We start from the raw sequence: 23362 nt of genomic DNA, 5'->3' as shown, positions 1-23362 counted from the left end.
CGCCATGACCGCCATCTCGATCGACGCGGGCACCACCGCGATCAAGGCCGTCGCCCACGCCGGCGACGGCACCGAACTCGCCGTCGCCCGCCGCTCCGTCGCCGTCGAACGCCCCCGGCCCGGCTGGGCCGAGCAGGACATGGCCGACGTCTGGCGCGCCACCGCCGAAGCGGTCCGCGACGTGGCCGCGGCCCTTCCCGAACCGCCGCAGCGCATCGCGCTCACCGCGCAGGGCGACGGCTGCTGGCTCGTCGACGCCCAGGGCGAACCGACCGGCCCGGCCGTCCTGTGGTCCGACGGCCGCGCCGCCGACATCGTGGACCGCTGGCGGGACGAGGGACGACTCGCCGAGGCGTTCCGCGCCAACGGGTCGCTGACGTTCCCGGGCCTGCCGAACGCGGTCCTCGCCTGGCTCGACGCGCACGACCCCGACCGACTCGACCGCTCGCACGCCGCGCTCACCTGCGGCGGATGGGTGTTCCACAACCTGACGGGCCTGTTCGCGGCCGACGAGTCCGACGCCTCCGCGCCGTTCCTCGACCCCGCGACCCGCGACTACTCGCCGCGCCTCGTCGAGCTGTTCGGCCTCTCCCGGGCCGCCCGCCTCCTCCCGCAGGTCCTCGGCGACGGCCGACGCGCCGCCGCACTCCGCCCCGAGGCCGCCGCCGCGCTCGGACTCCCGGCCGGACTCCCGGTCGTCATGGCGCCCTACGACGTCGCGTCCACCGCGATCGGCGCCGGAGCCGCCACGGCGGGCACGGGCTGCGCGATCCTCGGGACCACCCTGTGCACCGAGATCGTACGCGCGGGGACCGACACTTCCGGCGAACCCGCAGGTCTGACGGTCGCGCTCGACTCGGCCGGGCAGTGGCTCCGCGTCTACCCGACCCTCGCCGGGACCGAGGTGATCGACTGGGCCACCGCGATGCTCGGCCTCGACTCCCCGGAGGCCCTCGGCGACCTCGCCGCGCAGGCGCCGCCAGGCGCCGGCGGCCTCGTCTTCCTCCCGTACCTCTCCCCGGCCGGCGAGCGGGCCCCGTTCCTCGACACCGCCGCCCGCGGCACGTTCTGGGGCCTCACCCTCGAACACGGCCGCGAGCACCTCGCCCGCGCCGTCTTCGAGGGCCTGACCCTCACCATCAAGGACTGCCTCGCCGCCTCCGGCGCCGACGTCGGCGAACTGCGCGTGTGCGGCGGCGGCGCCTCCAGCGACTTCTGGTGCCGGATGATCGCCGACGCCACCGGCGTCCCGGTCGCCCGCACCGCCGACACCGAGATCGGCGCGAAGGGCGCGTTCCTGTCCGGGCTCGTCGCCACCGGCGATGAACCCGACTTGGCGACCGCCGCCGCGAAGTACGTGCGCACCGGCGACCGGTTCGAACCCGAAGGCCCCGAACCGTATTCGCGCCTGTACGGCGAATTCCTGGACCTGCGCGAGATCGCGCGGGCCGGCTGGCGGCGGCAGCGTGGCTGACCGGATCTGGATCGGCGCCGACCTGGGCACGCAGAGCGTCCGGGTCCTCGCCGTCGACGGCGCCGGGACCGTCCTCGGCCGCGGCACCTGCCCGCTCACCGGGAGGCGCAATCGCGCCGGCCACGAGCAGGACCCCGAGGAATGGTGGACCGCGTTCACCGCCGCCTCGCGAGCCGCCACCGAAGGGCTCGACGCGACCCGCATCGGCGGCGTCGCGATCGACGGCACCTCCGGCACGGTCCTCCTCGCCGACGCCGAAGGCCGCCCGCTCACGCCCGGCCTCATGTACGACGACGCCCGCGCGACCGCGGAAGCATTGCGCGTCAACGAGACCGGCGCCGCCGTGTGGGACCGTCTCGGCTACCGGCGCATGCAGCCGGGCTGGGCCCTCCCCAAGGTCCTCCGGCTGGCGGAGCGGACGACGATTCCGGGCGGAACCAGGCTGCTCCACCAGCCGGACCTCATCACCTGGCGCCTCGCGGGCCGCCAACTCGCTTCAGACGCGAGCCACGCGCTCAAGACAGGGTACGACCTCGTCGAAGAGCGCTGGCCCGAGGACGTCCTCGCGCAACTGGGAATCCCCTTGGCGCTCATGCCGGACGTGGTCCGCCCCGGCACCGTCCTCGGCGAAGTCGGCACCGCGGGAGCGGCGGCCTCCGGCATCCCCGCCGGGACGCCGATCGTCGCGGGCATGACCGACGGCTGCGCGGCCCAGCTCGCGGGCGGCGCCCTGAGCCCCGGCTCCTGGAACGCCGTCCTCGGCACCACGCTCGTCCTCAAAGGCGTCTCGGAGCACCTGGTCCGCGACCCGGGCGGCGTCGTCTACTGCCACCGCGGCCCCGCCGGGACCTGGCTGCCCGGCGGCGCGTCCTCCAGCGGCGCGGGGGCGCTCACACGCCTCCTGCCCGGCGCCGACCTCGACAAGCTCACCGCCGAAGCCGCCACGCGCGAACCCGGCCCGGTCGTCTACCCGCTCGCGGGAGAACGCGGCGAGCGGTTCCCTTTCGCCGCAGCCGATCTCGAACCGTTCACGCTCGGCGAGGCCCGCGACGACGCCGACGTGTTCCACGGCGTCCTCACCGGCCTCGCCTGCGTCGAGCGCCTCTGCTTCGACTACCTCGACCACCTCGGCGCCCCCACCGGCGGCACCCTCGCCTTCACCGGCGGCGGCTCCGCCAACCGGTACTGGTCGCAGCTGCGCGCCGACCTCCTCGGACGCCCCGCCGTCCTCCCCGAGCACGCCGAATCCGCGGTCGGCATGGCCGTCCTCGCCGCCGCCACCGAGTCGTCCCCAGTGGACGCCGCGGCCGCGATGGTGCGCACCGGGACCGAGATCGAACCGGACCCGTCCCGGCACCGCGCGCTCACCGGGCTCTACCTCGACTTCATCGACCATCTCCATGAGCGGGGCCGGATCGACCGGCCGTTCGCCGCCCATGTCCACCGGAGGGCCGAACACTGACCGACATCGTGATGGTGCGCCACGGCGAGACCGTCTGGCACGCCGAGAACCGGTACACCGGGACTACCGACGTGGCCCTCACCGACCGCGGCCGCGACCAGGCCCGCAGCCTCGCCGGATGGGCCGCGACCGCCGGCCTCGCCGCCGTCTGGTCCTCGGACCTGACGCGCGCCGTCGAGACCCTCGCGCCCGCCGCCGCCTCCGCGGACCTCGTTCCGCGCCAGGACGACCGGCTCCGCGAGGTCGCCTTCGGCGACGGCGAGGGCCTCACCGGCGCCGAGATGCGCGAGCGGTTCCCCGCGCAGTACGCGGCCTTCGAACGCGACCCGGTCGGCGCCCACCTGCCCGGCGGCGAGCACCCCGCCGACGCCGTCGCCCGCGCGAGCGCGTGCCTCGACGAGATCGCCGCCGCCCACGAGGGCGGCCGCGTCCTCGTCGTGTGGCACTCGACGCTCATGCGGCTGGTGCTGTGCGACTGGCTCGGCATCCCGCTGTCGGAGTACCGGCGGCGACTCCCCATGGTGCGCAACGTCGGCCTCACCGAAGTGCGCGTCGGCGGCGGGCGCCGCTCGCTGCTCCAGTTCAACACCCCCGTCTGGACCGATGAGGAGGACCACCGATGACAGTGAACGTACTCGCGGCGGGCGACAATTTCGTCCTGCCCGGCCTGCTCGCCGCCGCACTGCGCGAGCACGTCGACGCCGACCTCGACATCACCGAGCTCGCCCTGGACTGGCCCGACGTCCCGTTCGGGCCCGTCGCCGAGGTCATCGAGGCCTCCGGGACCGAGGACGCGATCATCGAAGCGCTGCAAGGCGTCCGGATCTGCCTCACCCAGATGGCCCCGATCACCGCACGCGTCCTCGACGCCTGTCCCGACCTCGAATTCGTCGCCGTCGGCCGCGGCGGCCCCGTCAACGTCAACCTCGAAGCCGCCGCGAAGCACGGCGTCGCCGTCTCCAGCGCGCCCGGCCGCAACGCCACCGCGACCGCCGAGCACACCATCGCGCTCATGCTCGCCGCGATGCGCCGCATCCCGCAGGTCCACGGCGACCTCGCCGCGGGGAAGTGGCGCGGCGACTACTACCGCTACGACTCGGTCGGCCTCGAACTCGAAGGCCGCACCGTCGGCCTCATCGGCTACGGCGCCATCGGCAACCGCGTCGCCCGCATCGCCGGTGGCTTCGGCGCCCGCGTCGCCGTCCACGACCCGTACGTCGACCCCGCCGCCTTCGCCGGGATCGCCGAACCGCTCGACCTGCCCGACCTCCTCGCGCAGGCCGACGTCCTGTCGCTCCACGCCAGGCTCACCCCCGACACGCAGGGCATGATCGGCGCCGCCCAGATCGCCGCGATGCCGCAAGGGTCGGTCCTCGTCAACTGCGCCCGCGGCGGCCTCGTCGACTACGACGCCGTCTGCGACGCCCTCGACACCGGCCGCCTCTTCGCCGCCGCCTTCGACGTCTACCCCGAAGAACCCATCCCCGCCGGCTCCCGCCTGCTCCGCACCGAAGGCATCGTCATGACCCCGCACCTCGCGGGCGCCAGCCGCGAGACCGCCCACAACGCCGCCCGCATCACCGCCGCCGAGACCGCCCGCTTCCTGAAAGGCGAACCGCTCCTGCACCGACAGAACTGAGCGGCGGCTGACCGGATCGTTCCGGTCGCCGCCGGGATCGTGCCTGTCGCCCGAGGCTTTCGGGCGACAGAATCGACTCATGCAGAACGCGCTGATCGTCATCGACGTCCAAGAGTCCTTCCGGCAGCGGCCCAACTGGGCCGTCACCTCCGACCCCGACGTCGCCCAGAAGGTGGCCCGCCTCGTCGACCACGCCCGCGCCGCGGGCGACCTGGTCGTGTGGGTCCTCCACCACGAGCCCGGCACCGGCAACGTCTTCGACCCCGCGCTCGGGTACTGCACCTACATCGAGGGCCTCGAACCCGAAGCGGGCGAACCCGAACTCGCCAAGACCTCGCACAACGCGTTCACCACGACGAATCTGCACCAGATCCTCACCCAGCGCGGCGTCGGCCTGGTCCGCATCAGCGGCATCCGCACCGAGCAGTGCTGCGAGACCACCGCCCGGGTCGCCTCCGACCTCGGCTTCGACGTTGAATTCGTCATCGACGCGACCGCGACCCACCCGATCCCGCACTGGCAGGGCGACTACGACCGGCCGGTCGAGGAGATCCTCGCCGACCCGCTCACCCTCCAGACCGCCGACGTGATCGCCAGGACCGAGTACGCGCTGGCGGGCCGCTTCGCGACGATCGTTACGGTGGACGAAGTGACCGCGCGCTGACCGGATCGGGAGGCCCTGCATGACCCGCGTCGTCTTCCTGCTGGTGCAGCAGCTGCACCTGCTCGACCTGGCCGGCCCGGCCCAGGTCTTCTCGACCGCCGCCGACCTCGGCCTGGGCTACCGGTCCAGCTACGTCGCCGACCGCGAGGACGTCACGACCGCGCAGGGCCTCCCGCTGCGCGCGAGCACCGACTGGCCCGACCTCGGGCCCGGGGACCTGCTGCTCGTCCCCGGCTGGCGCTCCCCGAAGACCGCGGGCGGCCCGCGCCTCACCGAAGCCCAAGTGGCCCAGGTGATCGCGCACCACGAGCGGGGCGGCACCGTCGGCAGCGTCTGCTCGGGCGCGTTCGCGCTCGGCCAGGCCGGGCTCCTCGAAGGCCGCCGCTGCACCACCCACCACGAGCTGCAAGACGAACTGGCGCAGCGCCATCCGGGCGCGTTCGTCGAGCGTGACCGCCTCTTCGTCACCGACGACCGGGTCGTCACCTCCGCGGGGATCGCCAGCGGCATCGACCTCGCGCTGCACCTGGTCGCCGTCCGCCACGGCCCCGCCGTCGCCGCGCGCATCGCCCGCAGCATGGTCGTCTACGCCCGCCGCGGCGGCGACGCCGCCCAGGACAGCGCCATGCTCCGCCACCGCTCGCACCTCTCGGACGCCGTCCACCAGGTCCAGGACCTCATCGACGTGCGCTTCGCCGAGCCGCTGCGCCTCGCCGACCTCGCCTCCGCGGCAGGCGTCAGCGAACGCACCCTCACCCGCCGCTTCGTCGACGCGACCGGCATGACGCCCCTGCGCTACCAGTCGACGCTCCGCCTCGAACGCGCCGAACACCTGATAGCCCAAGGCAGTCCGGCCGAGTCCGCGGCCCACGCGGTCGGCTTCAGCGACGCGCGGATGCTGCGGCGCCTGCGGGCGGGCGCGGCGTGAGACAGCGACAGCGTCCCGGGACCCCTCAGCCCGGGACGCTGTCGCCCCCTCTCGGAATGAAGCCTTTAGGGCACCGTGTACCCGGCGGTGCGGAGCAGCTCGTACCACTCGGGCCGCGTCAGCGGCACGTCCGAGCCGAGCGCCGACGCCGCCACCCGCTCCGGGTTGGTGGTGCCGATGACGACCTGCATGTTCGCCGGGTGGCGGGTGATCCACGCGACCGCGATCGCGATCGGCGGGACCCCGTACTTCGCGGCGAGGCGCTCGATCGAGGCGTTCAGCTCCGGGTACTTCGCGGAGCCGAGGAACGGCCCGTCGAAGAACCCGGCCTGGAACGGCGACCACGCCTGGAGCGTGATGTCGTGCAGGCGGCAGTAGTCCACGATGCCGTCGTCGCGTGCCACCGACTGGTCGAGGCCCTGCATGTTCGCGGCCACGCCCTGCGCGATGAGCGGCGCGTGCGTGACCGACAGCTGCACCTGGTTCGCCACGATCGGCCGGTTCACGTACTTGCGCAGCAGGGCGAGCTGCCCGGCCGTGTGGTTCGAGACGCCGAACGCGCGGACCTTCCCGGCCGCGGCGAGGTCGTCGAACGCGCGGGCGACCTCCTCGGGCTCGACGAGCGCGTCGGGCCGGTGCAGCAGCAGGATGTCGAGGTAGTCGGTGTCCAGCGCGGCAAGGGACTCGTCGACCGACTCGACGATGTGCTCGTACGAGAAGTCGAAGTACGGTCCGGGGTGCATGATCCCGGTCTTGGTCTGGATGACCAGGCGCTCCCGCTCGGACGGCCTGAGGCGCATGGCCTCCGCGAAGCGGCGCTCGCAGCCGTGGCGGCCGGACCCGTACAGGTCGGCGTGGTCCACGAAGGTGATCCCGGCGTCGATCGCGGCGCCGACGAGGGCGCGCACCTCCTCGTCGGTCTTCTCCTGGATGCGCATGAGGCCGAGCACCACGTTCGGGGCGGTGATGTCGGTGCCGGGCATGGTGAAGGTCTTCATCGGTGTCTCCTCGGCGTGGGTCAGGCGGCGGACAGGCGGGCGACCTGGTCCTCGTTCAGCACGAGATCGGCCGCGCCGGCCGAGTCGCGGATGCTCTCGGGGCGCGAGGCGCCCGGGATGGGGACGACGACGGGCGCGAGCGCGAGCTGCCACGCCAGGACCACCCGGTAGACGCTGGTGCCGGTCTCGTTCGCGACCTCGTTGAACACGGCGTGGCGGCTGCCGAGCTCGGGGGCGCTCTTGATGCCGCCCAAGGGGCTCCACGGCAGGAACGCGACGCCGATCTTCGCGCAGTGCTCCAGTTCGCCCTCGCTGGAGCGGAACCGCGGCGAGAACTGGTTCTGCACCGACGCGAGGCGCCCGCCGAGGATCTCGTTCGCCTCGTCGATCTGCGCGACGCTCGCGTTCGAGATGCCCGCGAGTTCGATGACGCCCTCGTCGAGCAGGTCGCGGATCGCGCCGACGGAGTCGGCGTACGGGACCTGCGGGTCGGGGCGGTGGAACTGGTAGAGGCCGATGGCCTCGACGCCGAGGCGCTGCGCGGAGGCCTTCACGGCCTCCTTCAGGTACTCGGGGCGGCCGTCCTGGGTCCAGGAGCCGTCGCCGGGGCGCAGGTGCCCGCCCTTGGTCGCGACCAGGACGTCGGCGGCGCCGGGCCCGTACTCCTTGAGCGCCTTGGCGATCAGGGTCTCGTTGTGGCCGACCTCGTTCGCGTCGCGGTGGTAGGCGTCGGCGGTGTCGATGAGCGTCACGCCCGAGTCGAGGGCCGCGTGGATCGCCGCGATCGACCGGGCCTCATCGGGCCGCCCTTCGATCGACATCGGCATCCCGCCGAGCCCGATGGCCGAGACCTGCCGGTTCCCGATGGTGCGCTGCTGCATTGGTGCACTCCTTGCGGCTGGGCGGGACGCGGCGCCGCGCGCCCGCCGGCTGGCGGATGTCCAGGTCGATGCTAGGGAGCGCTAATCTAGAAGTCCAACAACTGACGCTTCTGAGATTGAGAACCCGAGGGAATGATTCATGGACCTGCGGCAGATGGAGTACCTGGTCGCGCTCGCCGATGAGAGGCACTTCACACGCGCGGCGGAGCTGACCGGGATCTCGCAGTCCGGATTGTCGGCGGCCATCCGCAGTCTTGAGGACGAGCTCGGCACGGCCCTGTTCACGCGCACCACGCGCCGGGTCGAGCCCACCGAGGCCGGGTTCGCGCTGCTGCCGTACGCGCGCATGATGCTGGAGCAGGCCGCGGGCGCCCGCGACGCCGTCGTCAAGGCCAGCCGCGCCGTCTCCGGGTCCCTGTCGATCGGCGCGGAGCAGTGCCTCGGCCTGGTCGACGTCAACTCCCTGCTCGACCGCTTCCACCGCCGCCACCCGCGCGTCGAGACCATGTTCACGCAGTGCGGCTCGCACGACCTGCTCGGCATGCTCCGCGCCGGCGAACTCGACGTCGCGTTCGTCGCCACCGACCGGCACCTGAGCACCCTGCCGCACCGCGAGATCGGCCGCGAGCCGCTCGTGGTCGTCACCCCGCCCGACCACCCTCTCGCCGCGCGCGCCACCGGTTCTCGTGGTGCCGTCCCGTGGGAGGCCCTCGACGACCAGGACTTCGTCGACTTCGGCGCGGCCTGGGGCGTGCGCACCCTGAACGAGTCGGTGTTCGCCGCGCGCGGCTCCCGGCGGCGCGTGCGCTGCACCGTCAACGACGTGCACACCCTTCTCGACCTCGTCAACCGGGGCCTCGGCATCGCCGTCGTCCCGCGCCACGTCGCCGCCAAGCCGCAGGCCGCCGCGCTGCGCGTCCTGCCGCTCGCCGACGAGGACGTGCCGCAGTGGACCGTCTCGGTCGTCTCCACCGCGTGGGACCAGGCCGACTCCCCGGCCGCCCACCTCCTCGAACTCCTCAACCCCCTCCCCAACGCGGCGCCGGCCGAACCCGTCCGGCTCCCCGCCTGAAAAATCTCCTGCGAATTTCCGCCGAGGATGTCGAAACCCGCCGCCCGGCTCCGTCGTCCCGGGTGAAGATCCGGAAGAGCCGGACCCGCGACCAGGAGGTCACCGTGAAGTACGTCATCCTCATCCACTCCAACCCGCAGCCGTGGGGCCACCCGTCCGGGGACTTCATCCCCGAGAACCAGGCGCTTCCCGCCGAGGTGCGCGAGCACCTCAACGCCGAGTTCGAGCGGCTGCTCACCGAGATGAGCGAGAACGGCGAACTCGTCCACGGCGAGGCCCTCGCCGACCCGAGCACGTCGACGCTCTACCGCTGGAGCGGCGGCGAACCGCTCGCCACCGACGGCCCGTACTCGGAGTACAAGGAGCACCTCGCCGGGTTCTTCCTCATCGACGTCTCCGGACCCGAACGCGCCCAGGAGATCGCGCGCGCCTTCTCCGGCCCCGGCGAGACCGTCGAACTGCGACCGGCGATGTGGCCCGGCGGCGAGGAGCACTGATGGACTCCGGTCTTGAGGACGTGTGGAGGCGCGAGTCGCCGCACGTCCTCGGGGCGCTGGTGCGCCGCTACGGCCACTTCGACGCCTGCGAGGACGCCGTCCAGGAAGCCCTCCTCTCCGCCGCGATCCACTGGCCCCGCGAGGGCCTGCCCGCCAACCCCCGCGGCTGGCTGATCCGCGCCGCCTCCCGCCGCCTCGTCGACGCCCTGCGCTCCGACCACGCCAGGGCCGACCGCGAGACCGCCGCGAACCGACCTGACCCAAGTGAACCACCGGCCACCGACAGTGACGATTCGCTGCATGTCCTCCTCCTGTGCTGCCACCCGTCCCTGACCCCCGCCTCCCAAGTGGCCCTGACCCTCCGGGCCGTCGGCGGCCTCACCACCGAGCAGATCGCCGCGGCGTTCCTCGTCCCCCTCGCCACCATGGGCCAGCGCATCAGCCGCGCCAAGGCCCGGCTCCAGGCCGCGGGCGCCCGCCTCGGCGACGTCACCCGCGCCGACCTCCCCGCCCGCGTCGAATCGGCCCGGCAGGTCCTCTACCTGGTCTTCAACGAGGGCTACACGGCCACCGGCGGCACCGACCTCCTCGACGTCCCGCTCACGACCGAGGCGATCCGCCTCGCCCGCGACCTCCACGGCCGCCTCCCCAGCGACACCGAGACCGCCGGCCTCCTCGCCCTCATGCTCCTGACCGAGGCCCGCCGCCCCGCCCGCACCGACGCCCGCGGCGACCTGGTCCCGCTCGCCGACCAGGACCGGACCCGCTGGGACGCCGCGCTCATCGCCGAAGGCGTGCGCCTGATCGAGCGTGCCCTCCCGTCAGGTCCGGTGGGGCCCTTCCAACTCCAGGCCGCGATCGCCGCCGTCCACGACGAGGCCGCGGCCTACGCCGACACCGACTGGCCCCAGATCGCCGAGCTCTACCGGATGCTCGACGCCCTCGCGCCCGGCCCGGTCGTCACCATGAACCGCGCCGTCGCGGTCGCGATGACCGAGGGCCCCGCCGCCGCCCTGGCGATGCTCGACCCGCTCCTGAAGGATCCCGCCCTCGCGCGGGCCCACCGCCTCCGCGCCGTCAGGGCCCACCTCCTCGAACGGGCCGGGCGCCTCCCGGAGGCGCGCGACGCCTTCGGCGAGGCCGCCCGCCTCGCCACCAGCACGCCGGAGCAGCGGTACCTGCGCCGGAAGGCCGCCGCGATCAAAGAGTGACCGCACGGCGACCGTTCGTCGCTCGTTCGGCGCACCATCGAAGCCGTCCGGCGCAACCGCCTTGCCCCACAGGCCAGTTAAATCGACAATATTCAATGTCTAAGCATCGTTCCATCGTCCCCCTCATGACGACCACGGCCCTCACTCCGGGAACCGTCGACGCCGACTGATGCGCCGCACCGCATCCCAAGGAGGGCAGCATGCCCGGCATCCGCCGCCGCATCCGACCGCTCATCGCCACCCTGTCCGCACTCGCCGTCGCCGCCGCGACCGCCGTCGCGCTCCTGGTCGCCAGTCCCGCGTACGCCCAGACCTGCAACGGCTACGTCGGACTGACCTTCGACGACGGCCCGAACCCCGGCACCACGACCAGCCTGCTCAACGCGCTCACCTCGAACGGCCTGCGCGCCACCATGTTCAACACCGGCCAGCGGGCCGCGTCCAACCCCGGGCTCGTCGCGGCCCAGGTCAGCGCGGGCATGTGGGTCGCGAACCACTCCTACACCCACCCGCACATGACCCAGATGTCCTCGTCCCAGATGGCCCAGGAGATCTCCAGCACCCAGCAGGCGATCCAGCAGGCCGGCGGCGGCACCCCGGTCCTGTTCCGCCCGCCCTACGGGGAGACCAACTCCACCCTGAGATCCGTTGAGGCGCAGTACGGCCTGACCGAGGTCCTGTGGTCCGTCGACTCCCAGGACTGGAACGGCGCCAGCACCGCCCAGATCGTCGCGGCCGCGAACAACCTCCAGAACGGCGGCGTCATCCTCATGCACGACGCCTACCAGAACACCATCAACGCCATCCCGCAGATCGCCGCCAACCTGCGCGCCCGCGGCCTGTGCGCGGGGATGATCTCCCCGGCCACCGGCCAGGCCGTCGCCCCCGGCTCCTCGGGCGGCGGTGGCGGCGGTGGCGGCACCGGCACCGACCTGCTCCGCTCCAACTCCGCCGGCAAGTGCATCGACGTGCCCAGCGGCAACACCGCCAACGGCACCCGCGTCCAGCTCTACACCTGCTACGAGGGTGCGAACCAGCAGTTCACGGTCACCTCCGCGCAGGAGCTCCGCGTCCTCGGCAAGTGCCTGGAGCCCTCCGGCACCGCCAACGGCGCGCTCGCGCAGATCAGCACCTGTTCTGGTGCGAGCAACCAGAAGTGGACCTTCGGCTCCGACGGCACGGTCCGCAACACCGGCACCGGCCTCTGCCTCGACGTCTACAGCAGCGCCAACGGCGCCGCCGTCCAGCTCTACTCCTGCTGGACCGGCGCCAACCAGAAGTGGACCCGCGTCTAACCCCCTACCCCCGGTCCCGCGGCCCCGCCGCGGGACCGGCTCGCGTTCCGACTGGAGGGAACCAAGAAATCCGGGTGCCCGATCCGGTACGAAACGGGTGTGAGGTTGTGGGGTCCCCACAGTTCGCATCCGTTTCGTCCCATTCCTGGTTTGACAGCGCCCCGACACTCGACCTATGCACCCGCAACCCTCCGAGGCCCCCGGCTTCGCGCACCGGCCCGACCGCAAGGGCGGCAAGGTGCTCGCCGTCGTCCTGAGCACGGTCGGCTGGTTCGTGTGCTCGCTCGGCCTGGTCGTGTGGCACTTCTTCGCGAGCTTCTGCCTCGACTACGAGACCTGCCAAGAGGTCGACGACGGGGGACGGCGGACGCAGATCGTCTTCATCGTGATCCTGGCGACGCTCGCCGCGCTCGTGCTGCTCCCGTTCCTCCTCGGCATGCCGAAGACGGGCCTGGTCTACGCGGTCGTCGCCGTCGCGTTCGTGGTCTGCCTGTCGCGGCTCGACTTCGCCCGCGAGATCGCCGGCGACGTCCTGCACGACGATCCGCCGACCTACGAACTCGACCCGAACCAGTGCATCCCGCGCAGCGGCGGCGACTCCGAGTGCCCCGGCGGCTGACTCACCCCGCCCGGCCGCCGCGCATGACGCGCAGCAGCGCCGGCAGCCCGAGCGCCAGGCCCTCGCGCTCCTTCGCCGTCATCGCCCCGGCCCACGTCTCGTACCGCCCGTGCAGGACGTCGGCCGCGCCCCGGTGGAGCCGCCTGCCGGCGGCGGTGATCTCCAGGCGGTAGAGGCGCCGGTTGTCCGGGTCGCGCTCGCGCGTCAGCAGCCCCTCCGATTCGAGGTCGGCGACCAGGCGGCTGACGCTGCTCTTCTCCAGGCCGAGGCGCTCGGCGAGCTCGCGCTGCGACATCCCGTCGCGGTGGTCGAGCTCGTGGAGCGCGAGCAGCTGCGACATCGACAGCGCCCGGCCGGGCACCACGTGCTCCATGAGCGCGAACTCGGCGGTCCGCACGACGTCCATCAGCAGGTGGTGCAGGTGCTCCGCGCCGTGTCCCATCCTCGCCCCGATCTCAGAGTTGTGTCTTGCAACTATGTATCGTAGACTCACCAGAAAGTTGTAGAGTACAACTATTGGAGTCGAGTCATGCCGCACCAGCACCACCACGGCGCCATCGAGGGCCGCCACAGCCGCACCTACAACCGCCTGGCGCGCCTCTTCGCGAAGGCCCAGTACCGCCGCATCGCCGCCGACATCGCGGCCGCCGCCCCGGACGGCGCCGCGGTCCTCGACGTCGGCACCGGCCCGGGCCTGCTCCTGCGCAACCTCGCCGAACTCCGCCCCGACCTCCGCCTCGCCGGCGTCGACCTCTCGGCCGACATGATCGCCCACGCCGAGCGCAACCTCGCCGACCTCCCCGCCGCGCCCGACCTCCGCGCCGCCGACGTCGCCGCCCTCCCCTTCGACGACGCCGCCTTCGACCTCGTCGTCACCACCTACAGCTCCCACCACTGGTCCGACCCCGCCGCCGGCGCCGCCGAGATCACCCGCGCCCTCCGCCCCGGCGGCCGCCTCCTCAACTACGACTTCCCAAGGGCCCCATTCGAAGCCTTCAACACCCTCACCACTCCGCGCCGCACCCCCTTCCGCTCCCCGTGGACCCTCTTCATGAAGACGACCCGCCTCGAAGCCGCCAAGCCCTGACCGCAAACCAGGTGCAGCGGGCACCGAGGGTGTGCCACAGTCATTTGACCTGCACACGAACGGAACCGCGCGATGACCGACTCGAAGACGCTGACCCTGTGGCGCCCCTGCGGCCCCGCCGAGCTCGAACTCGTCCGCGCATCCGGTTGGAAGGCCTGGCCGCCGCGCCTGCCCGACCAGCCGATCTTCTACCCGGTCCTCAACGAGGACTACGCGGTGAAGATCGCGCGCGACTGGAACGCCCCGCGCGACGGCGTCGGCTACGTGACCCGCTTCGAGGTCGACCGGGACTTCGCCGAGCGCTACCCGGTCCAGCAGGCCGGCGGCCGCACCATCCTCGAACTCTGGGTCCCCGCCGAGGAACTCGACGAGTTCAACCGCCACATCGTCGGCAAGATCGAGGTCGTATCCGAGTTCCGCGCGAACGCGGCCTGAACGCGAAGGGGCCCAGACCATCTGGTCTGGGCCCCTTGCGTTTGCGCGGCTAGAGGAATTTCACGCCCTGGGCGAGGGGGAGCTGGCCGGAGTAGTTGACGGTGTTGGTGGCGCGGCGCATGTAGGCCTGCCAGGCGTCGGTGCCGGATTCGCGGCCGCCGCCGGTCTCCTTCTCTCCGCCGAAGGCGCCGCCGATCTCGGCGCCGGAGGTGCCGATGTTGACGTTGGCGATGCCGCAGTCGGAGCCGCTCGCGGAGAGGAAGCGCTCGGCCTCGGCCTGGTCCTGCGTGAAGATCGAGGACGAGAGCCCTTGGGGGACACCGTTCTGGAGGGCGATCGCCTCGTCGAGGTCGTCGTAGGCGAGGACGTAGAGGATCGGCGCGAACGTCTCCTCCTGGACCACGCCGGACTGGTCCGGCATCCGGACCACGGCGGGCTGCACATAGAACGCGTCGGGCGCCTCGTCGGCCAGGACGCGCGCGCCGCCCGCAACGACCTCGCCGCCCTCCGCGGCGGCCCGCGTCAGGGCCCGCTGCTGGGCTTCGAAACTCGTACGGTTGATCAGCGGCCCGACCAGGGTCCCCTCCGCACTGGGGTCGCCGATCGTCAAGGTGCCGTAAGCGGCCGCGATGCGGCCGGTGAGTTCGTCGGCGACCGAGGTGTGGACGATGAGGCGCCGCAAGGTGGTGCAGCGCTGCCCGGCCGTGCCCGCCGCCGAGAACACGATGCCGCGCAAGGCGAGATCGAGATCGGCCGAAGGCGCGACGATCGCGGCGTTGTTGCCGCCCAGTTCGAGGAGCACGCGGCCGAAGCGGGCGGCCACGCGCGGGGCGACCTCGCGGCCCATGCGCACCGAGCCCGTGGCGGACACCAGGGCCACCCGCGGATCGTCCACAAGGGCCTCGCCCACGGCACGGTCCGCGAGGACCAGCTGGTGGATCCCCTCGGGCGCGCCGACGTCCCGGACCGCCTGCGCCAGCAGCGCGTTCGCGCCGATCGCCGACAGGTACGTCGCCTCGGCGGGCTTCCACACCACCGCGTCGCCGCAGACCAGGGCGAGCGCGGTGTTCCACGCGTACACCGCGACCGGGAAATTGAACGCCGAGATCACGCCGACGACGCCGAGCGGGTGCCAGGTCTCGGCGAGCCGGTGGCCGGGCCGCTCGGACGGCAGGGTCCGGCCGAAGAGCTGCCGGGACTGGCCGACCGCGAGGTCGCAGATGTCGATCATCTCCTGGACCTCGCCGAGCGCCTCGGACTCGATCTTCCCGGCCTCGGCCGTGACCAGGAGCGCCAGCTCGGCCTTGTGCTCGGTGAACAGCTGCCCCCAGCGCTTGACCAGGTTGCCGCGCACCGGGGCCGGGACGTCGCGCCAGGTCAGGAACGCCTCGTGCGCCGCCGCGACCGCAGTGTCCACATCGGTCTCGGTGTGCTCGGCCGTGCGCGCGAGCACCTCGCCGGTGATCGGCGAGCGCGCCTCGTGCGGGCCGTCGAGCACGTCGACGCCGAGTGCCGTGAGCGCCTTGCGGACCGCGTCGGCGGTCGCCCCGGGGGCGGGCGGCGCGGTGGTGGGATTGGTCATCGGTTGCTCCTGGTTGCGTCGGTGGTCTCGTCGATGCGCACGCCGAGTTCGTGCCCGGCCTCCCGCAGCGACGCGTCCCGCTGGGCCGCGTAGAGGTCGAACGGGTCGTGGATCTCGGCCCCCACGAGTTCGGCGAGCCGGCCCAGATCGTAGTCGGCGCCGGTCTGGGCGTCGTCGCGCGTGCCCTCGTCGGAGAGATTCGACTGGAAGATCCCCGCCGCCGACCTGGGCAGGAAGTCCTCGTACACGATCGGCTCGGCCACCAGGACCCCAGATGCGACGAGGTCGCGCAGCTCGGCCCGGTCGGTGTCAGGCGCCGGGCCGGCGACCCGGTAGGTGAAGAACCCCAGGCCCTCCAGGTCCAGCTCCCGCTCGGTGGCCGGCAGGCCCTCCCGCCACACGTCCCGTGCGACGTCCTGCCGCTTCGCCCCCGGAGTCTCGGCAAGGCGCCGGTCCGCTTCGGCGACGAGCCGGTCGTACACGTCGCGGCCCTTGCGGGTCAAGGCGATCCCGCGCTGCTCGACCTCCCCGAACCGAACCCGCAGTGATCCCTTGTGGATGCTCCCGTCGGCGTGCCGGAAGACCCGCTCCTCGGCCAGGGCCTTGAACGAGGTCTGGCGCAGCAGCACGTCAGGGCCCTCCCAGTCCGGCGGGCCCTGGATCTCGCTGATCATCGTGATGCCGCGCGCCTGCATCCGCACGTACAGCTCGTCGATGTCGAGCACGCGCGGCGTCAGGTGGTTGATGTGCGTGGCCGGGACGCCGCCGATGTCGGCCGCGACCGCCGAGATCCGCTCCAGCCGGTCGTACCAGTCGCGTTCGATCGGCTCGGTGGTGAGCCGGAACGCGTCCGTGGCGAGCGCGAGCAGCCGCTCCGCGTCGTCCTCGCCCAGACCCTCCTGCGCCGCAGCGCGATCGGCCAGCGCCAGCAGCTCCGCCCCGAACAGCTCCCGCCCGGCCACGAACGCCTCCAACCGTTCTTGCGTCTCGGCGTCGAAGAACCGGCGGTCCTCGGTGACGAGCATCGAGGTGAAGACCCGGAACGGATTCCTCGCGAGTTCGGCGGCGTCGATCGGCCGGAACGCCGTGGACACCACCGGGACCGAGGACGCCGAGGCGTCCCGCAGGTCGTAGAAGCCGACCGGGAGCATCCCGAACGCCGCGAAGACCCGCGCGACCTCCGCCATCTCGCGCGGCGAGCCGACCCTGATGGCGCCGTGGCGCTCCGCGGTCACCCGCTCGATGCTCCCGAGCCGCTCGCCGTCCTCGCCGCGGGCGCGCGCGGCCTCGTCGTTCACCTCGCGGCATACGTCCACAAGGGTGTGATACGCGGGGACCTCCGTGCCGTACATCTCGGCCAGGCGGATCGCGAACCGGGCCCGCAGCTGCCAGGTCGGAATCATGTGTGCTCCTTAGATGATGTGCCGCTCGCGCACCGGCGCGGCGGCCGCGAACCGGTCGGCGTGGAATGGCGACGGGTCCATGAACGGCTCGCGGCCCAGGTACAGGTCCCGCACGACCTCGCCGACGGCCGGCGCCTGGAGGAAGCCGTGCCCGGAGAACCCTGTCGCGTAAGCGAATCCATGCACCTGGCGCGAGACGCCGATGAGCGCGTTGTGGTCGGGCGTGTTCTCGTACAGCCCCGCCCAACCCGACGCGAGCTCCCGCCCGACCAGCGATGGTGCCACGACCTGCGCGGCCTTGTCGAAGGCGGGCCGCCACTCCGCCGAATACTCCCGCCCGAAGCCGGGCTCCTGCTCCGGGTTCGAGATCCCCAGCAGCAGCCCGTCGCCGCAGTTGTGAAAGTACAGCGTGGTCGACAGGTCCAGGGTGAACGGCACGGTCGGCGGCTTCGCCTCCGGCGGCGTGATCCCGATCTGGCGCCGCACCGGCTCCACCGGGAGCGGGACGCCGGCCATGTCGCCGATCCGCGCCGACCAGGCCCCGGCCGCGCACACCACCCGCTGCGTGCGGACCGTCCCGCGATCCGTCTGCACCGCTTCGATATCCGCGCCCGCGAGGTCGATCCCGACCACCTCGGTCCCCTCGCAGACCACGACTCCGAGTTCCTCGGCCATGGCCCGGTAGGTCGCGACCACCAGGGCCGGCTCGGCGTGGCCGTCCCTGGGGGAGAAGGACGCCGCGAGCAGCGCGTCCCCGTTCAGATAAGGGTTGAGGCCGACCGCCTCGGCCGCCGAGACCATCCGCCCCGACCCGCCGAGACGCCGTTGCAGCCGCGTCGACCGCTCGACCTCGGCGACCTCCTCCTCACTGCGGCAAAGGAACAGGTACCCGACCTGGCGCAACCCGATCCCGGGGCCGAACCGCTCGAACGCCTCCAGGCTCCGCTGCCCCAGCAGGATGTTCCCCGGATCGGAGAACGTGGCGCGCACCCCGCCGACCGGTTTCGCCGACGACCCGCGCCCGACCAGGTCGCGCTCGACCACGACGACCCTGCGCACGCCTGCCTCGGCCAGGTGGAACGCGACGCTCAGCCCCACCACACCGCCGCCGACGACGACCACCTCGGCGTCCGCAGGCACCGCACCAAGACTCTCCCTCACGGCCCCAGTATCCCGACCCGGACTCTTTAGGTCCATCGAACGGTTCTGCACGATCTCGTTTAGCATCCCTGCATGGACCTCGGTTTCGTGCGCCTGCGCGCCTTCGTCGAGACGGCCCGCTCCGGGGCCATGACCAGCGCCGCGACCGCCCTCGGCTACACCACCGGCGCCGTGTCGCAGCAGATCGCGGCCCTGGAGCGCGAGCTCGGGCACCCCCTGTTCGAGCGCGTCGGGCGCGGCCTGCGCCTGACCGAGCGCGGTACCCGCTTCCTCGCCTACGCCGAGCGCATCCTCATCACCGAATCCGAGGCCGTCGCCGCCATGGAGGGCGACTGGCGGCCCGGCCAGGCCCGGCTCGACATCCGCCTGGGCGTCTTCGGCAGCCCCGCCGCCGTCGCCCTCGGCCCGGCCCTGGCGATCCTCCAGCAGGAAGCCCCTTGGATCCGGGTCCGCTCAGTGGAACTCGACGTGGACGCCTCCGCCGAGGCGGTCCGGCGCGCCTCGGTCGACCTCGCCCTGGCGGTCGACTACTCCTCGGCCCCGCCCGCGGCGGCCGCCGGCGTCGAGCGGATCGTCCTGGTGACCGAACCCCTCGCGGTCGCCGTCGCCGACCACTCCGACCTCGGCACCCGGGTTCCCTTGTCCGACTTGGCGGAAGCGGACTGGATCCTCGCGCCAGCGGCCACCCGCTTCGGCGCCGCGTCCCGCGCGATGTGCCGCCGGGCCGGATTCGAGCCGCACGTCCTGCACGAGGTCACCGAGACCGGCGCCTGCCTCGCGATGGCCGCCGCCGGCCTCGGCGCGACCCCGGCGACCCGCATGATGCTCCGGATGCGCCCCGACGGGCTCCGCCTGATCGACCTGGACGGCGCCGACCGCCGCAGCATCGTCCTCTTCGCCCGCTCCGGCCACGCCGCCCAGCCGTCCCGCCGCCTCCTCCTCGACGCCCTCCGAGAAGCCATGAACCCCTACCGCACCACGGATTAGGTCAGGAACCCCGACAGGACCTCCGCGGCCATGCGCCCGTCGTGAACCCGCCGCGCGTACCGCAGCGACGCGAAGCCCAGCCGCCGCGCGGCCTCACGGTCCTTGACCAGCTCCTCCACGCGCTCGCGCAGGCTGCCGGGCGTGATGTCCACGACCGGCGGCTCGGTCCCCATCCGCTCGACGTTGCGCGGGTCGAGCCGGGCCAGAACCGGCTTTCCCGCGGCCATCGCCTCGCACGCGAACGCGCTGTACGCGCCGATGCCGATCTGCTCGACCACCAGGTCGGCCTCGTGCACGAACTCCCGCATCCGGTGGCTCGGCACGCCCTCGACCATGCGGAACTCGATCAGCCCGGCCCGGTCGAGGTCTTCGAGGACCGGGACGATGTCGGCCGAGCCCTTGGTCCAGCGCTTGGACGGGGCGTGGACGACGACCGGGCGGGGCCGCTCGAAGACCGGCCGGTCGCAGTACCAGTGGTCGGCGTCCACGGTGAGCGGCAGCCAGACCGCGCCCGGCAGGTCGTCGAGCAGGTCGGGCGTGGTGACGAACAGCGGCAGGCCCGACTCCAGGGCGGTCCGCCGGTTCCGGAGGGACTTGCGCCGCAACGTCTCCAGGACGTCGGCCGGGGCGTGCCGGTAGTGCGAGTGCTCGTACTCGCGCAGGTGCCGGTCGGGGTCGCGGACCTCGCTGCCGTGCGCCAGCAGCGCCACCTTGACGCTCGCGCGCCGCAGCGCCGGCAGATCCCCGGCCAGGTCGGTCCCGTTCATCCAGCCGAGCATCGCCCGCGAGCCGTCGGCGATGAGATGGGTGTACGAGCCCAAGACCCGCCGCGCCTGGTCGAGCTGCACGTCGAGATCGGCCTGCCGCTTCGGATCCAGGTGCACGTCCGCCGGATACCGCAGCACCGCACCGGGATCGGTCATGACCACCTCCGCCCCGACGTCCTGCCTCGCGCGGGTCACGGCCCGCGCGAGCTGCGCCAGCTGCCCGGCCGAGTTCGCGGTCCCCATGCCGAGCCGCACCGGACGCGAATCCGGTGTCGGCCAGCAGGTCTCCCAATCCAAGCGGTAGTCGGCGGCCGCGGCGGCGAACCCCCGCGTGATCCCCGCGGCCCGGCGCAGCGCCTCGCCGAGCGACTCCGAATCGCCCTCGTCGAACGCCCGACCCACGCCCCACTTCTTCGCGAACCGCCGCACCGCCCGGTTCCCGGCCGCCGCGAACGGCAGCCGGACGTCCAAGCACGCGAACAACTCCTGCGGCAGCAACCGCTCGGGCGGCGCGGTCAGCACCAGCCCGACGTCGGCCGCGCACAGCAGCCCGGCCAGGTCGTCCCCGGCCGCGACCGGATGCGCCGCCGCCCCGTGCTCCCGCGCCGCCGCCCGGATCGCCTCGGCCCGAACCGGATCGGCGCACGCGACCACCGCCGCACCGTCGCCGAGCGCCGGCCACAGGACCCGCAGCTCCTCGACCCCGGGATCCCCGAGAACCATGACCAGCAGCCCCGCCGCCGGCAGGCCGAACCGCTCCCGCGCCGCCCGCGTGTCGCGCCCGGCCTCGTCGACGAGCGGACCGACCGGCCGGCGTCCCGGCAGCGCCTGCCGGACCCGCGACCGCACGCTCACCGGGCGAGCAGCCCGCGGTAGACCGCGTGCAGGTTCTCGGCCTGGCTCGCCCACGTCCACTGGTCGAGCAGTTCGCCGTCCTCGTAGGCCTTTCGGTACGCCTTGGGGTCGGCGAGCACGGCCGCGACCGCGCGCGCCAGGTCCCGCGGGTCCTCGGCCCGGCACACCTCGCCCTGCCCGGTGCGGCGCACGACCGCGCTCATGGTCTCGACGTCGGAGACGACGATCGGCAGCCGCGCGTGCGCGTACTCGAAGAACTTCGTGATCAGCGCCAGCTCGTGGTTCGGGAAGTGGTGGATGGGGATCAGGCCGACGTCGGCCTGCGCCAGGTACGGCACCACCTGCCAGTACTCGACGTACGGCAGCACGTGCACCCGCCCGGCCACGCCGAGCTCCGCCGCGAGCGCGCGCAGTTCCGACATGAACGCCGACTGCGGCTTCCCCACCACGAACGCGCAGTGGACGCCGTCGAGCAGCGGCAGCGCCCGCACCATGTCGGCCAGGCCCCGCTGCGGCGCGGCCGCGCCGCTGTACACCATGAGCGGCGTGTCGGCCCCGATCCCGCACTGCTCGCGCAGGCTCGGCGGCGCCGCCCCGTCGTGCACTTCATCGACCTCGGGCGTGTTCATCACCACCTGCGGGGTCTCCGTCAATCCATGACGCTCCCGCAGCAGATCGGCCAGCGTCTCAGAGACCGTGACCACGGCGTCGGCGTACGGCCCGTACTCCGACTCGTGCGCCAGCTGCGCCGGATGCCAACGCGGGTGCGGATTCCAGGGCCGGATGCCCGGCAGGAACTCGTGCGCGTCCCACACCAGCTTCACCTCGCGGCCCTTCACGCGGGCCCGCAGCTTCGCTCTGGCGCCGACGCCGAGCATCTGGAAGTCGTTGGCGTGGATGAGATCCGGCTCGAACTCGTCGATCGCCGCCCGGAACGCGATCTCGATGTCCCACAGCGACGGGTCCAGCCTCCGCCATGCCCGGTCGCCCATCGTCTTGAGCCAGAACGCGGTCGTGAATCGATCCAACGGCGACGTCATCTGCGCCCGCCGCCCGGCCACCTTCCTCGTGCTGTTCGCCCGCAGCCCGATCCACTTGCCCGCCACCTTGACCGCGACCCGCCGCGGCAGCAGCGCGGCTTTCTGCAACGCCCCGTCCGAACCCTCGGCGGCCTGCCGCGCCATGATCTCGCCGATCTGCGCCCGCCAGGTCCGCGCCAACTGCAACCGCTGCTTTCCCATGGCCGGGAACCGATACGCGAGCGGCGCGAACAGCCGCGGCGACCGCACTTCATGCGCGCGGGTGCTCACGTGCTTGAACGGCAGCAACCGCGCCTCGGCCCCGCCGAGCCGCCACGACACCTCCTCCTTCCCCGGAGCGCGGCCGAGCAGGAGCACGTCCCACCCGGCCTCGGCGGCCGACCGGGCCTGCTTCTGGACGCGCGAGTCGCCGTGGACGCCGTTGTGCACCAGCATGACGACGCGCTGGCGGGCGGAGGTGTGAGTCATCGCGGAGGACTGCTTTCAGTGGTCAGGGGATCAGGTCATAGACCTATGTGGACAGTGCGAACCGAGCAGACTCCGTCCCGGGAGGGAAGATCCGATTTGGATTGGGCTGCTGAGGTGTCGCTAAAGAACACACGAAGGAAAACGCGAAAACCTACAACTAAAGTGACTCAAGTCACCAGAATAAAAGCATCCGCCCTAGAAGCCCGACAAAACCCGCCGCCCCGACAAGCCCCCGGCCCCTACGATGCAGGCATGAACCGCATCGAATTCACCGTTGCGACGAACGAAGTCCTGGAGATCAAGGTCGACGGCGTCCCGCTCCAAGAACACGCCCGCCGCGCCGAACTCCGCTCCGCCAGAGCCGACCGCCAAGAGGACCTCGCCGGCGCCTACGCCGGCCTCACCAACCTCGGCCCCGTCCGCTGGCCCAGCCGCCACTTCCTCGGCGAGCCCGTGCTCACCCTCGACGGCGACACCGTCCTCCTCGGCTGCGACTGCGGCGACTGGGGCTGCTGGCCCCTCCTCGCCCGAGTCGACCTCACGCCCACCACCGTGACCTGGAGCGACTTCAAGAACGAGCACCGCCCCGCCTGGGACCTCACCGATCTCGGCCCCTTCGAATTCGACCGCCCCCAATACGAAGCAGCCCTCAAGACCACCAGGCGGGCATAACGCGCGCCGCGACACGGGCGGAAATGAACCGGGACGGAGGTGGACCGACCGTGGACTGCCTGTCTGCAGGCCCGATCCCGAATGCATCCTATTGACGGATATCACTGTGATGCAAGTCGATCGAAGTGATGCTGAAACACAACACAACGCATTGTCAGGTTACGC

At 72.5% G+C, this 23362-nt stretch carries 23 protein-coding genes; 15 read left to right on the top strand and 8 right to left on the bottom strand.

The annotated features are described in order from the left end of the window. Positions 1-4: 4 nt before the first annotated feature. The 6 genes from DI269_RS03670 (at position 5) to DI269_RS03645 (ending at position 6167) form a co-directional block, all read left to right on the top strand. Positions 5-1474, top strand: a complete 1470-nt coding sequence (locus DI269_RS03670; protein ID WP_112133770.1) for an FGGY family carbohydrate kinase — start codon at positions 5-7, stop codon at positions 1472-1474. After that, positions 1467-2936 carry an FGGY-family carbohydrate kinase gene (locus DI269_RS03665; protein WP_112133769.1) on the top strand — a complete coding sequence of 490 codons (1470 nt, stop codon included), beginning with the start codon at positions 1467-1469 and terminating at the stop codon, positions 2934-2936. Before DI269_RS03670 ends, DI269_RS03665 begins: the two co-directional genes overlap by 8 nt. Positions 2937-2947: 11 nt before the next feature. Beyond that, positions 2948-3559: a histidine phosphatase family protein gene (locus DI269_RS03660; RefSeq protein WP_112133768.1), complete on the top strand. Its 612-nt coding sequence runs from the start codon at positions 2948-2950 to the stop codon at positions 3557-3559. Beyond that, complete coding sequence (locus DI269_RS03655; RefSeq protein ID WP_112133767.1) at positions 3556-4575, top strand: 2-hydroxyacid dehydrogenase; 1020 nt, start codon at positions 3556-3558, stop codon at positions 4573-4575. Before DI269_RS03660 ends, DI269_RS03655 begins: the two co-directional genes overlap by 4 nt. A gap of 79 nt (positions 4576-4654) precedes the next feature. Beyond that, positions 4655-5239, top strand: a complete 585-nt coding sequence (locus tag DI269_RS03650) for a cysteine hydrolase family protein (RefSeq protein WP_112133766.1) — start codon at positions 4655-4657, stop codon at positions 5237-5239. Between the two features lie 19 nt (positions 5240-5258). Beyond that, positions 5259-6167 carry a GlxA family transcriptional regulator gene (locus DI269_RS03645; protein ID WP_112133765.1) on the top strand — a complete coding sequence of 303 codons (909 nt, stop codon included), beginning with the start codon at positions 5259-5261 and terminating at the stop codon, positions 6165-6167. A gap of 65 nt (positions 6168-6232) precedes the next feature. Here DI269_RS03645 and DI269_RS03640 read toward each other — a convergent pair whose 3' ends face one another. Together DI269_RS03640 and DI269_RS03635 are read right to left on the bottom strand one after the other, a co-directional pair. Continuing rightward, positions 6233-7165: an aldo/keto reductase gene (locus DI269_RS03640; protein ID WP_112133764.1), complete on the bottom strand. Its 933-nt coding sequence runs from the start codon at positions 7163-7165 to the stop codon at positions 6233-6235. Between the two features lie 20 nt (positions 7166-7185). Next, complete coding sequence (locus tag DI269_RS03635) at positions 7186-8046, bottom strand: aldo/keto reductase (protein ID WP_112133763.1); 861 nt, start codon at positions 8044-8046, stop codon at positions 7186-7188. Positions 8047-8185: 139 nt separating this feature from the next. On the opposite strand from DI269_RS03635, the gene DI269_RS03630 reads away from it, so the two are divergent. From DI269_RS03630 to DI269_RS03610, 5 genes are all read left to right on the top strand, one after another. After that, the gene (locus tag DI269_RS03630; protein ID WP_198667112.1) at positions 8186-9118 is read left to right on the top strand and encodes a LysR family transcriptional regulator; all 933 of its coding nucleotides are present in this window, start codon (positions 8186-8188) and stop codon (positions 9116-9118) included. A gap of 104 nt (positions 9119-9222) precedes the next feature. Then, positions 9223-9615, top strand: coding sequence for a YciI family protein (locus DI269_RS03625; protein WP_112133796.1), 393 nt, complete (start codon positions 9223-9225; stop codon positions 9613-9615). Beyond that, on the top strand, positions 9615-10826 hold the full coding sequence (locus DI269_RS03620) for an RNA polymerase sigma factor (RefSeq protein WP_112133762.1): 1212 nt from the start codon (positions 9615-9617) through the stop codon (positions 10824-10826). Before DI269_RS03625 ends, DI269_RS03620 begins: the two co-directional genes overlap by 1 nt. Positions 10827-11026: 200 nt before the next feature. Next, positions 11027-12121, top strand: coding sequence for a polysaccharide deacetylase family protein (locus DI269_RS03615; protein ID WP_112133761.1), 1095 nt, complete (start codon positions 11027-11029; stop codon positions 12119-12121). A gap of 175 nt (positions 12122-12296) precedes the next feature. Then, positions 12297-12740, top strand: coding sequence for a hypothetical protein (locus DI269_RS03610; RefSeq protein ID WP_112133760.1), 444 nt, complete (start codon positions 12297-12299; stop codon positions 12738-12740). Position 12741: 1 nt separating this feature from the next. Here DI269_RS03610 and DI269_RS03605 read toward each other — a convergent pair whose 3' ends face one another. Then, on the bottom strand, positions 12742-13182 hold the full coding sequence (locus tag DI269_RS03605) for a MarR family winged helix-turn-helix transcriptional regulator (protein WP_112133759.1): 441 nt from the start codon (positions 13180-13182) through the stop codon (positions 12742-12744). Between the two features lie 87 nt (positions 13183-13269). Here DI269_RS03605 and DI269_RS03600 point away from each other — a divergent pair, with 87 nt between their 5' ends. Both DI269_RS03600 and DI269_RS03595 read left to right on the top strand, forming a co-directional pair. Beyond that, on the top strand, positions 13270-13827 hold the full coding sequence (locus tag DI269_RS03600) for a class I SAM-dependent methyltransferase (protein WP_112133758.1): 558 nt from the start codon (positions 13270-13272) through the stop codon (positions 13825-13827). Between the two features lie 72 nt (positions 13828-13899). Next, positions 13900-14262: an ADP-ribosylation/crystallin J1 gene (locus DI269_RS03595; protein ID WP_112133757.1), complete on the top strand. Its 363-nt coding sequence runs from the start codon at positions 13900-13902 to the stop codon at positions 14260-14262. Between the two features lie 49 nt (positions 14263-14311). Here DI269_RS03595 and amaB read toward each other — a convergent pair whose 3' ends face one another. From amaB to DI269_RS03580, 3 genes are read right to left on the bottom strand one after another with little or no spacing between them, the layout of a single operon-like run. Further along, positions 14312-15844, bottom strand: a complete 1533-nt coding sequence (gene amaB, locus DI269_RS03590) for an L-piperidine-6-carboxylate dehydrogenase (RefSeq protein ID WP_112133756.1) — start codon at positions 15842-15844, stop codon at positions 14312-14314. Beyond that, the gene (gene hglS, locus DI269_RS03585; protein ID WP_112133755.1) at positions 15841-17247 is read right to left on the bottom strand and encodes a 2-oxoadipate dioxygenase/decarboxylase; all 1407 of its coding nucleotides are present in this window, start codon (positions 17245-17247) and stop codon (positions 15841-15843) included. Before hglS ends, amaB begins: the two co-directional genes overlap by 4 nt. A 9-nt stretch (positions 17248-17256) precedes the next feature. Continuing rightward, positions 17257-18444: an NAD(P)/FAD-dependent oxidoreductase gene (locus DI269_RS03580; RefSeq protein ID WP_408612260.1), complete on the bottom strand. Its 1188-nt coding sequence runs from the start codon at positions 18442-18444 to the stop codon at positions 17257-17259. Between the two features lie 36 nt (positions 18445-18480). Between DI269_RS03580 and DI269_RS03575 the strand changes: the two genes are divergently transcribed. After that, positions 18481-19395, top strand: a complete 915-nt coding sequence (locus DI269_RS03575; protein WP_112133753.1) for a LysR family transcriptional regulator — start codon at positions 18481-18483, stop codon at positions 19393-19395. On the opposite strand, the gene DI269_RS03570 is transcribed toward DI269_RS03575, so the two are convergent. Both DI269_RS03570 and DI269_RS03565 read right to left on the bottom strand, forming a co-directional pair. Next, positions 19392-21017, bottom strand: a complete 1626-nt coding sequence (locus DI269_RS03570) for a glycosyltransferase family protein (RefSeq protein ID WP_157974745.1) — start codon at positions 21015-21017, stop codon at positions 19392-19394. The two genes, DI269_RS03575 and DI269_RS03570, sit on opposite strands and share 4 nt — an antisense overlap. Then, positions 21014-22525 (bottom strand): glycosyltransferase family 4 protein, encoded by a 1512-nt coding sequence (locus tag DI269_RS03565; protein ID WP_198667109.1) that lies wholly within the window; start codon positions 22523-22525, stop codon positions 21014-21016. Before DI269_RS03565 ends, DI269_RS03570 begins: the two co-directional genes overlap by 4 nt. Before the next feature lie 252 nt (positions 22526-22777). Between DI269_RS03565 and DI269_RS03560 the strand changes: the two genes are divergently transcribed. Beyond that, positions 22778-23197: a hypothetical protein gene (locus tag DI269_RS03560; protein WP_112133751.1), complete on the top strand. Its 420-nt coding sequence runs from the start codon at positions 22778-22780 to the stop codon at positions 23195-23197. Positions 23198-23362 lie beyond the last annotated feature (165 nt).

Source organism: Glycomyces dulcitolivorans, assembly GCF_003265355.1.
Taxonomy (GTDB): Bacteria; Actinomycetota; Actinomycetes; order Mycobacteriales; family Micromonosporaceae; genus Glycomyces; species Glycomyces dulcitolivorans.
This window is presented reverse-complemented; position numbering and strand designations above follow the sequence as displayed.

Bases quoted from the DNA above. Each gene is read 5' to 3' on its own strand.
- DI269_RS03605 (WP_112133759.1), bottom strand. From the start codon at position 13,182: ATGGGACACGGCGCGGAGCACCTGCACCACCTGCTGATGGACGTCGTG.
- DI269_RS03670 (WP_112133770.1), top strand. From the start codon at position 5: ATGACCGCCATCTCGATCGACGCGGGCACCACCGCGATCAAGGCCGTC.
- hglS (WP_112133755.1), bottom strand. From the start codon at position 17,247: ATGATTCCGACCTGGCAGCTGCGGGCCCGGTTCGCGATCCGCCTGGCC.
- DI269_RS03645 (WP_112133765.1), top strand. From the start codon at position 5,259: ATGACCCGCGTCGTCTTCCTGCTGGTGCAGCAGCTGCACCTGCTCGAC.
- DI269_RS03595 (WP_112133757.1), top strand. From the start codon at position 13,900: ATGACCGACTCGAAGACGCTGACCCTGTGGCGCCCCTGCGGCCCCGCC.
- DI269_RS03600 (WP_112133758.1), top strand. From the start codon at position 13,270: ATGCCGCACCAGCACCACCACGGCGCCATCGAGGGCCGCCACAGCCGC.
- DI269_RS03635 (WP_112133763.1), bottom strand. From the start codon at position 8,046: ATGCAGCAGCGCACCATCGGGAACCGGCAGGTCTCGGCCATCGGGCTC.
- DI269_RS03610 (WP_112133760.1), top strand. From the start codon at position 12,297: ATGCACCCGCAACCCTCCGAGGCCCCCGGCTTCGCGCACCGGCCCGAC.
- DI269_RS03580 (WP_408612260.1), bottom strand. From the start codon at position 18,444: ATGGACCTAAAGAGTCCGGGTCGGGATACTGGGGCCGTGAGGGAGAGT.
- DI269_RS03655 (WP_112133767.1), top strand. From the start codon at position 3,556: ATGACAGTGAACGTACTCGCGGCGGGCGACAATTTCGTCCTGCCCGGC.
- amaB (WP_112133756.1), bottom strand. From the start codon at position 15,844: ATGACCAATCCCACCACCGCGCCGCCCGCCCCCGGGGCGACCGCCGAC.
- DI269_RS03640 (WP_112133764.1), bottom strand. From the start codon at position 7,165: ATGAAGACCTTCACCATGCCCGGCACCGACATCACCGCCCCGAACGTG.
- DI269_RS03560 (WP_112133751.1), top strand. From the start codon at position 22,778: ATGAACCGCATCGAATTCACCGTTGCGACGAACGAAGTCCTGGAGATC.
- DI269_RS03630 (WP_198667112.1), top strand. From the start codon at position 8,186: ATGGACCTGCGGCAGATGGAGTACCTGGTCGCGCTCGCCGATGAGAGG.
- DI269_RS03565 (WP_198667109.1), bottom strand. From the start codon at position 22,525: ATGACTCACACCTCCGCCCGCCAGCGCGTCGTCATGCTGGTGCACAAC.
- DI269_RS03650 (WP_112133766.1), top strand. From the start codon at position 4,655: ATGCAGAACGCGCTGATCGTCATCGACGTCCAAGAGTCCTTCCGGCAG.
- DI269_RS03575 (WP_112133753.1), top strand. From the start codon at position 18,481: ATGGACCTCGGTTTCGTGCGCCTGCGCGCCTTCGTCGAGACGGCCCGC.
- DI269_RS03615 (WP_112133761.1), top strand. From the start codon at position 11,027: ATGCCCGGCATCCGCCGCCGCATCCGACCGCTCATCGCCACCCTGTCC.
- DI269_RS03660 (WP_112133768.1), top strand. From the start codon at position 2,948: ATGGTGCGCCACGGCGAGACCGTCTGGCACGCCGAGAACCGGTACACC.
- DI269_RS03620 (WP_112133762.1), top strand. From the start codon at position 9,615: ATGGACTCCGGTCTTGAGGACGTGTGGAGGCGCGAGTCGCCGCACGTC.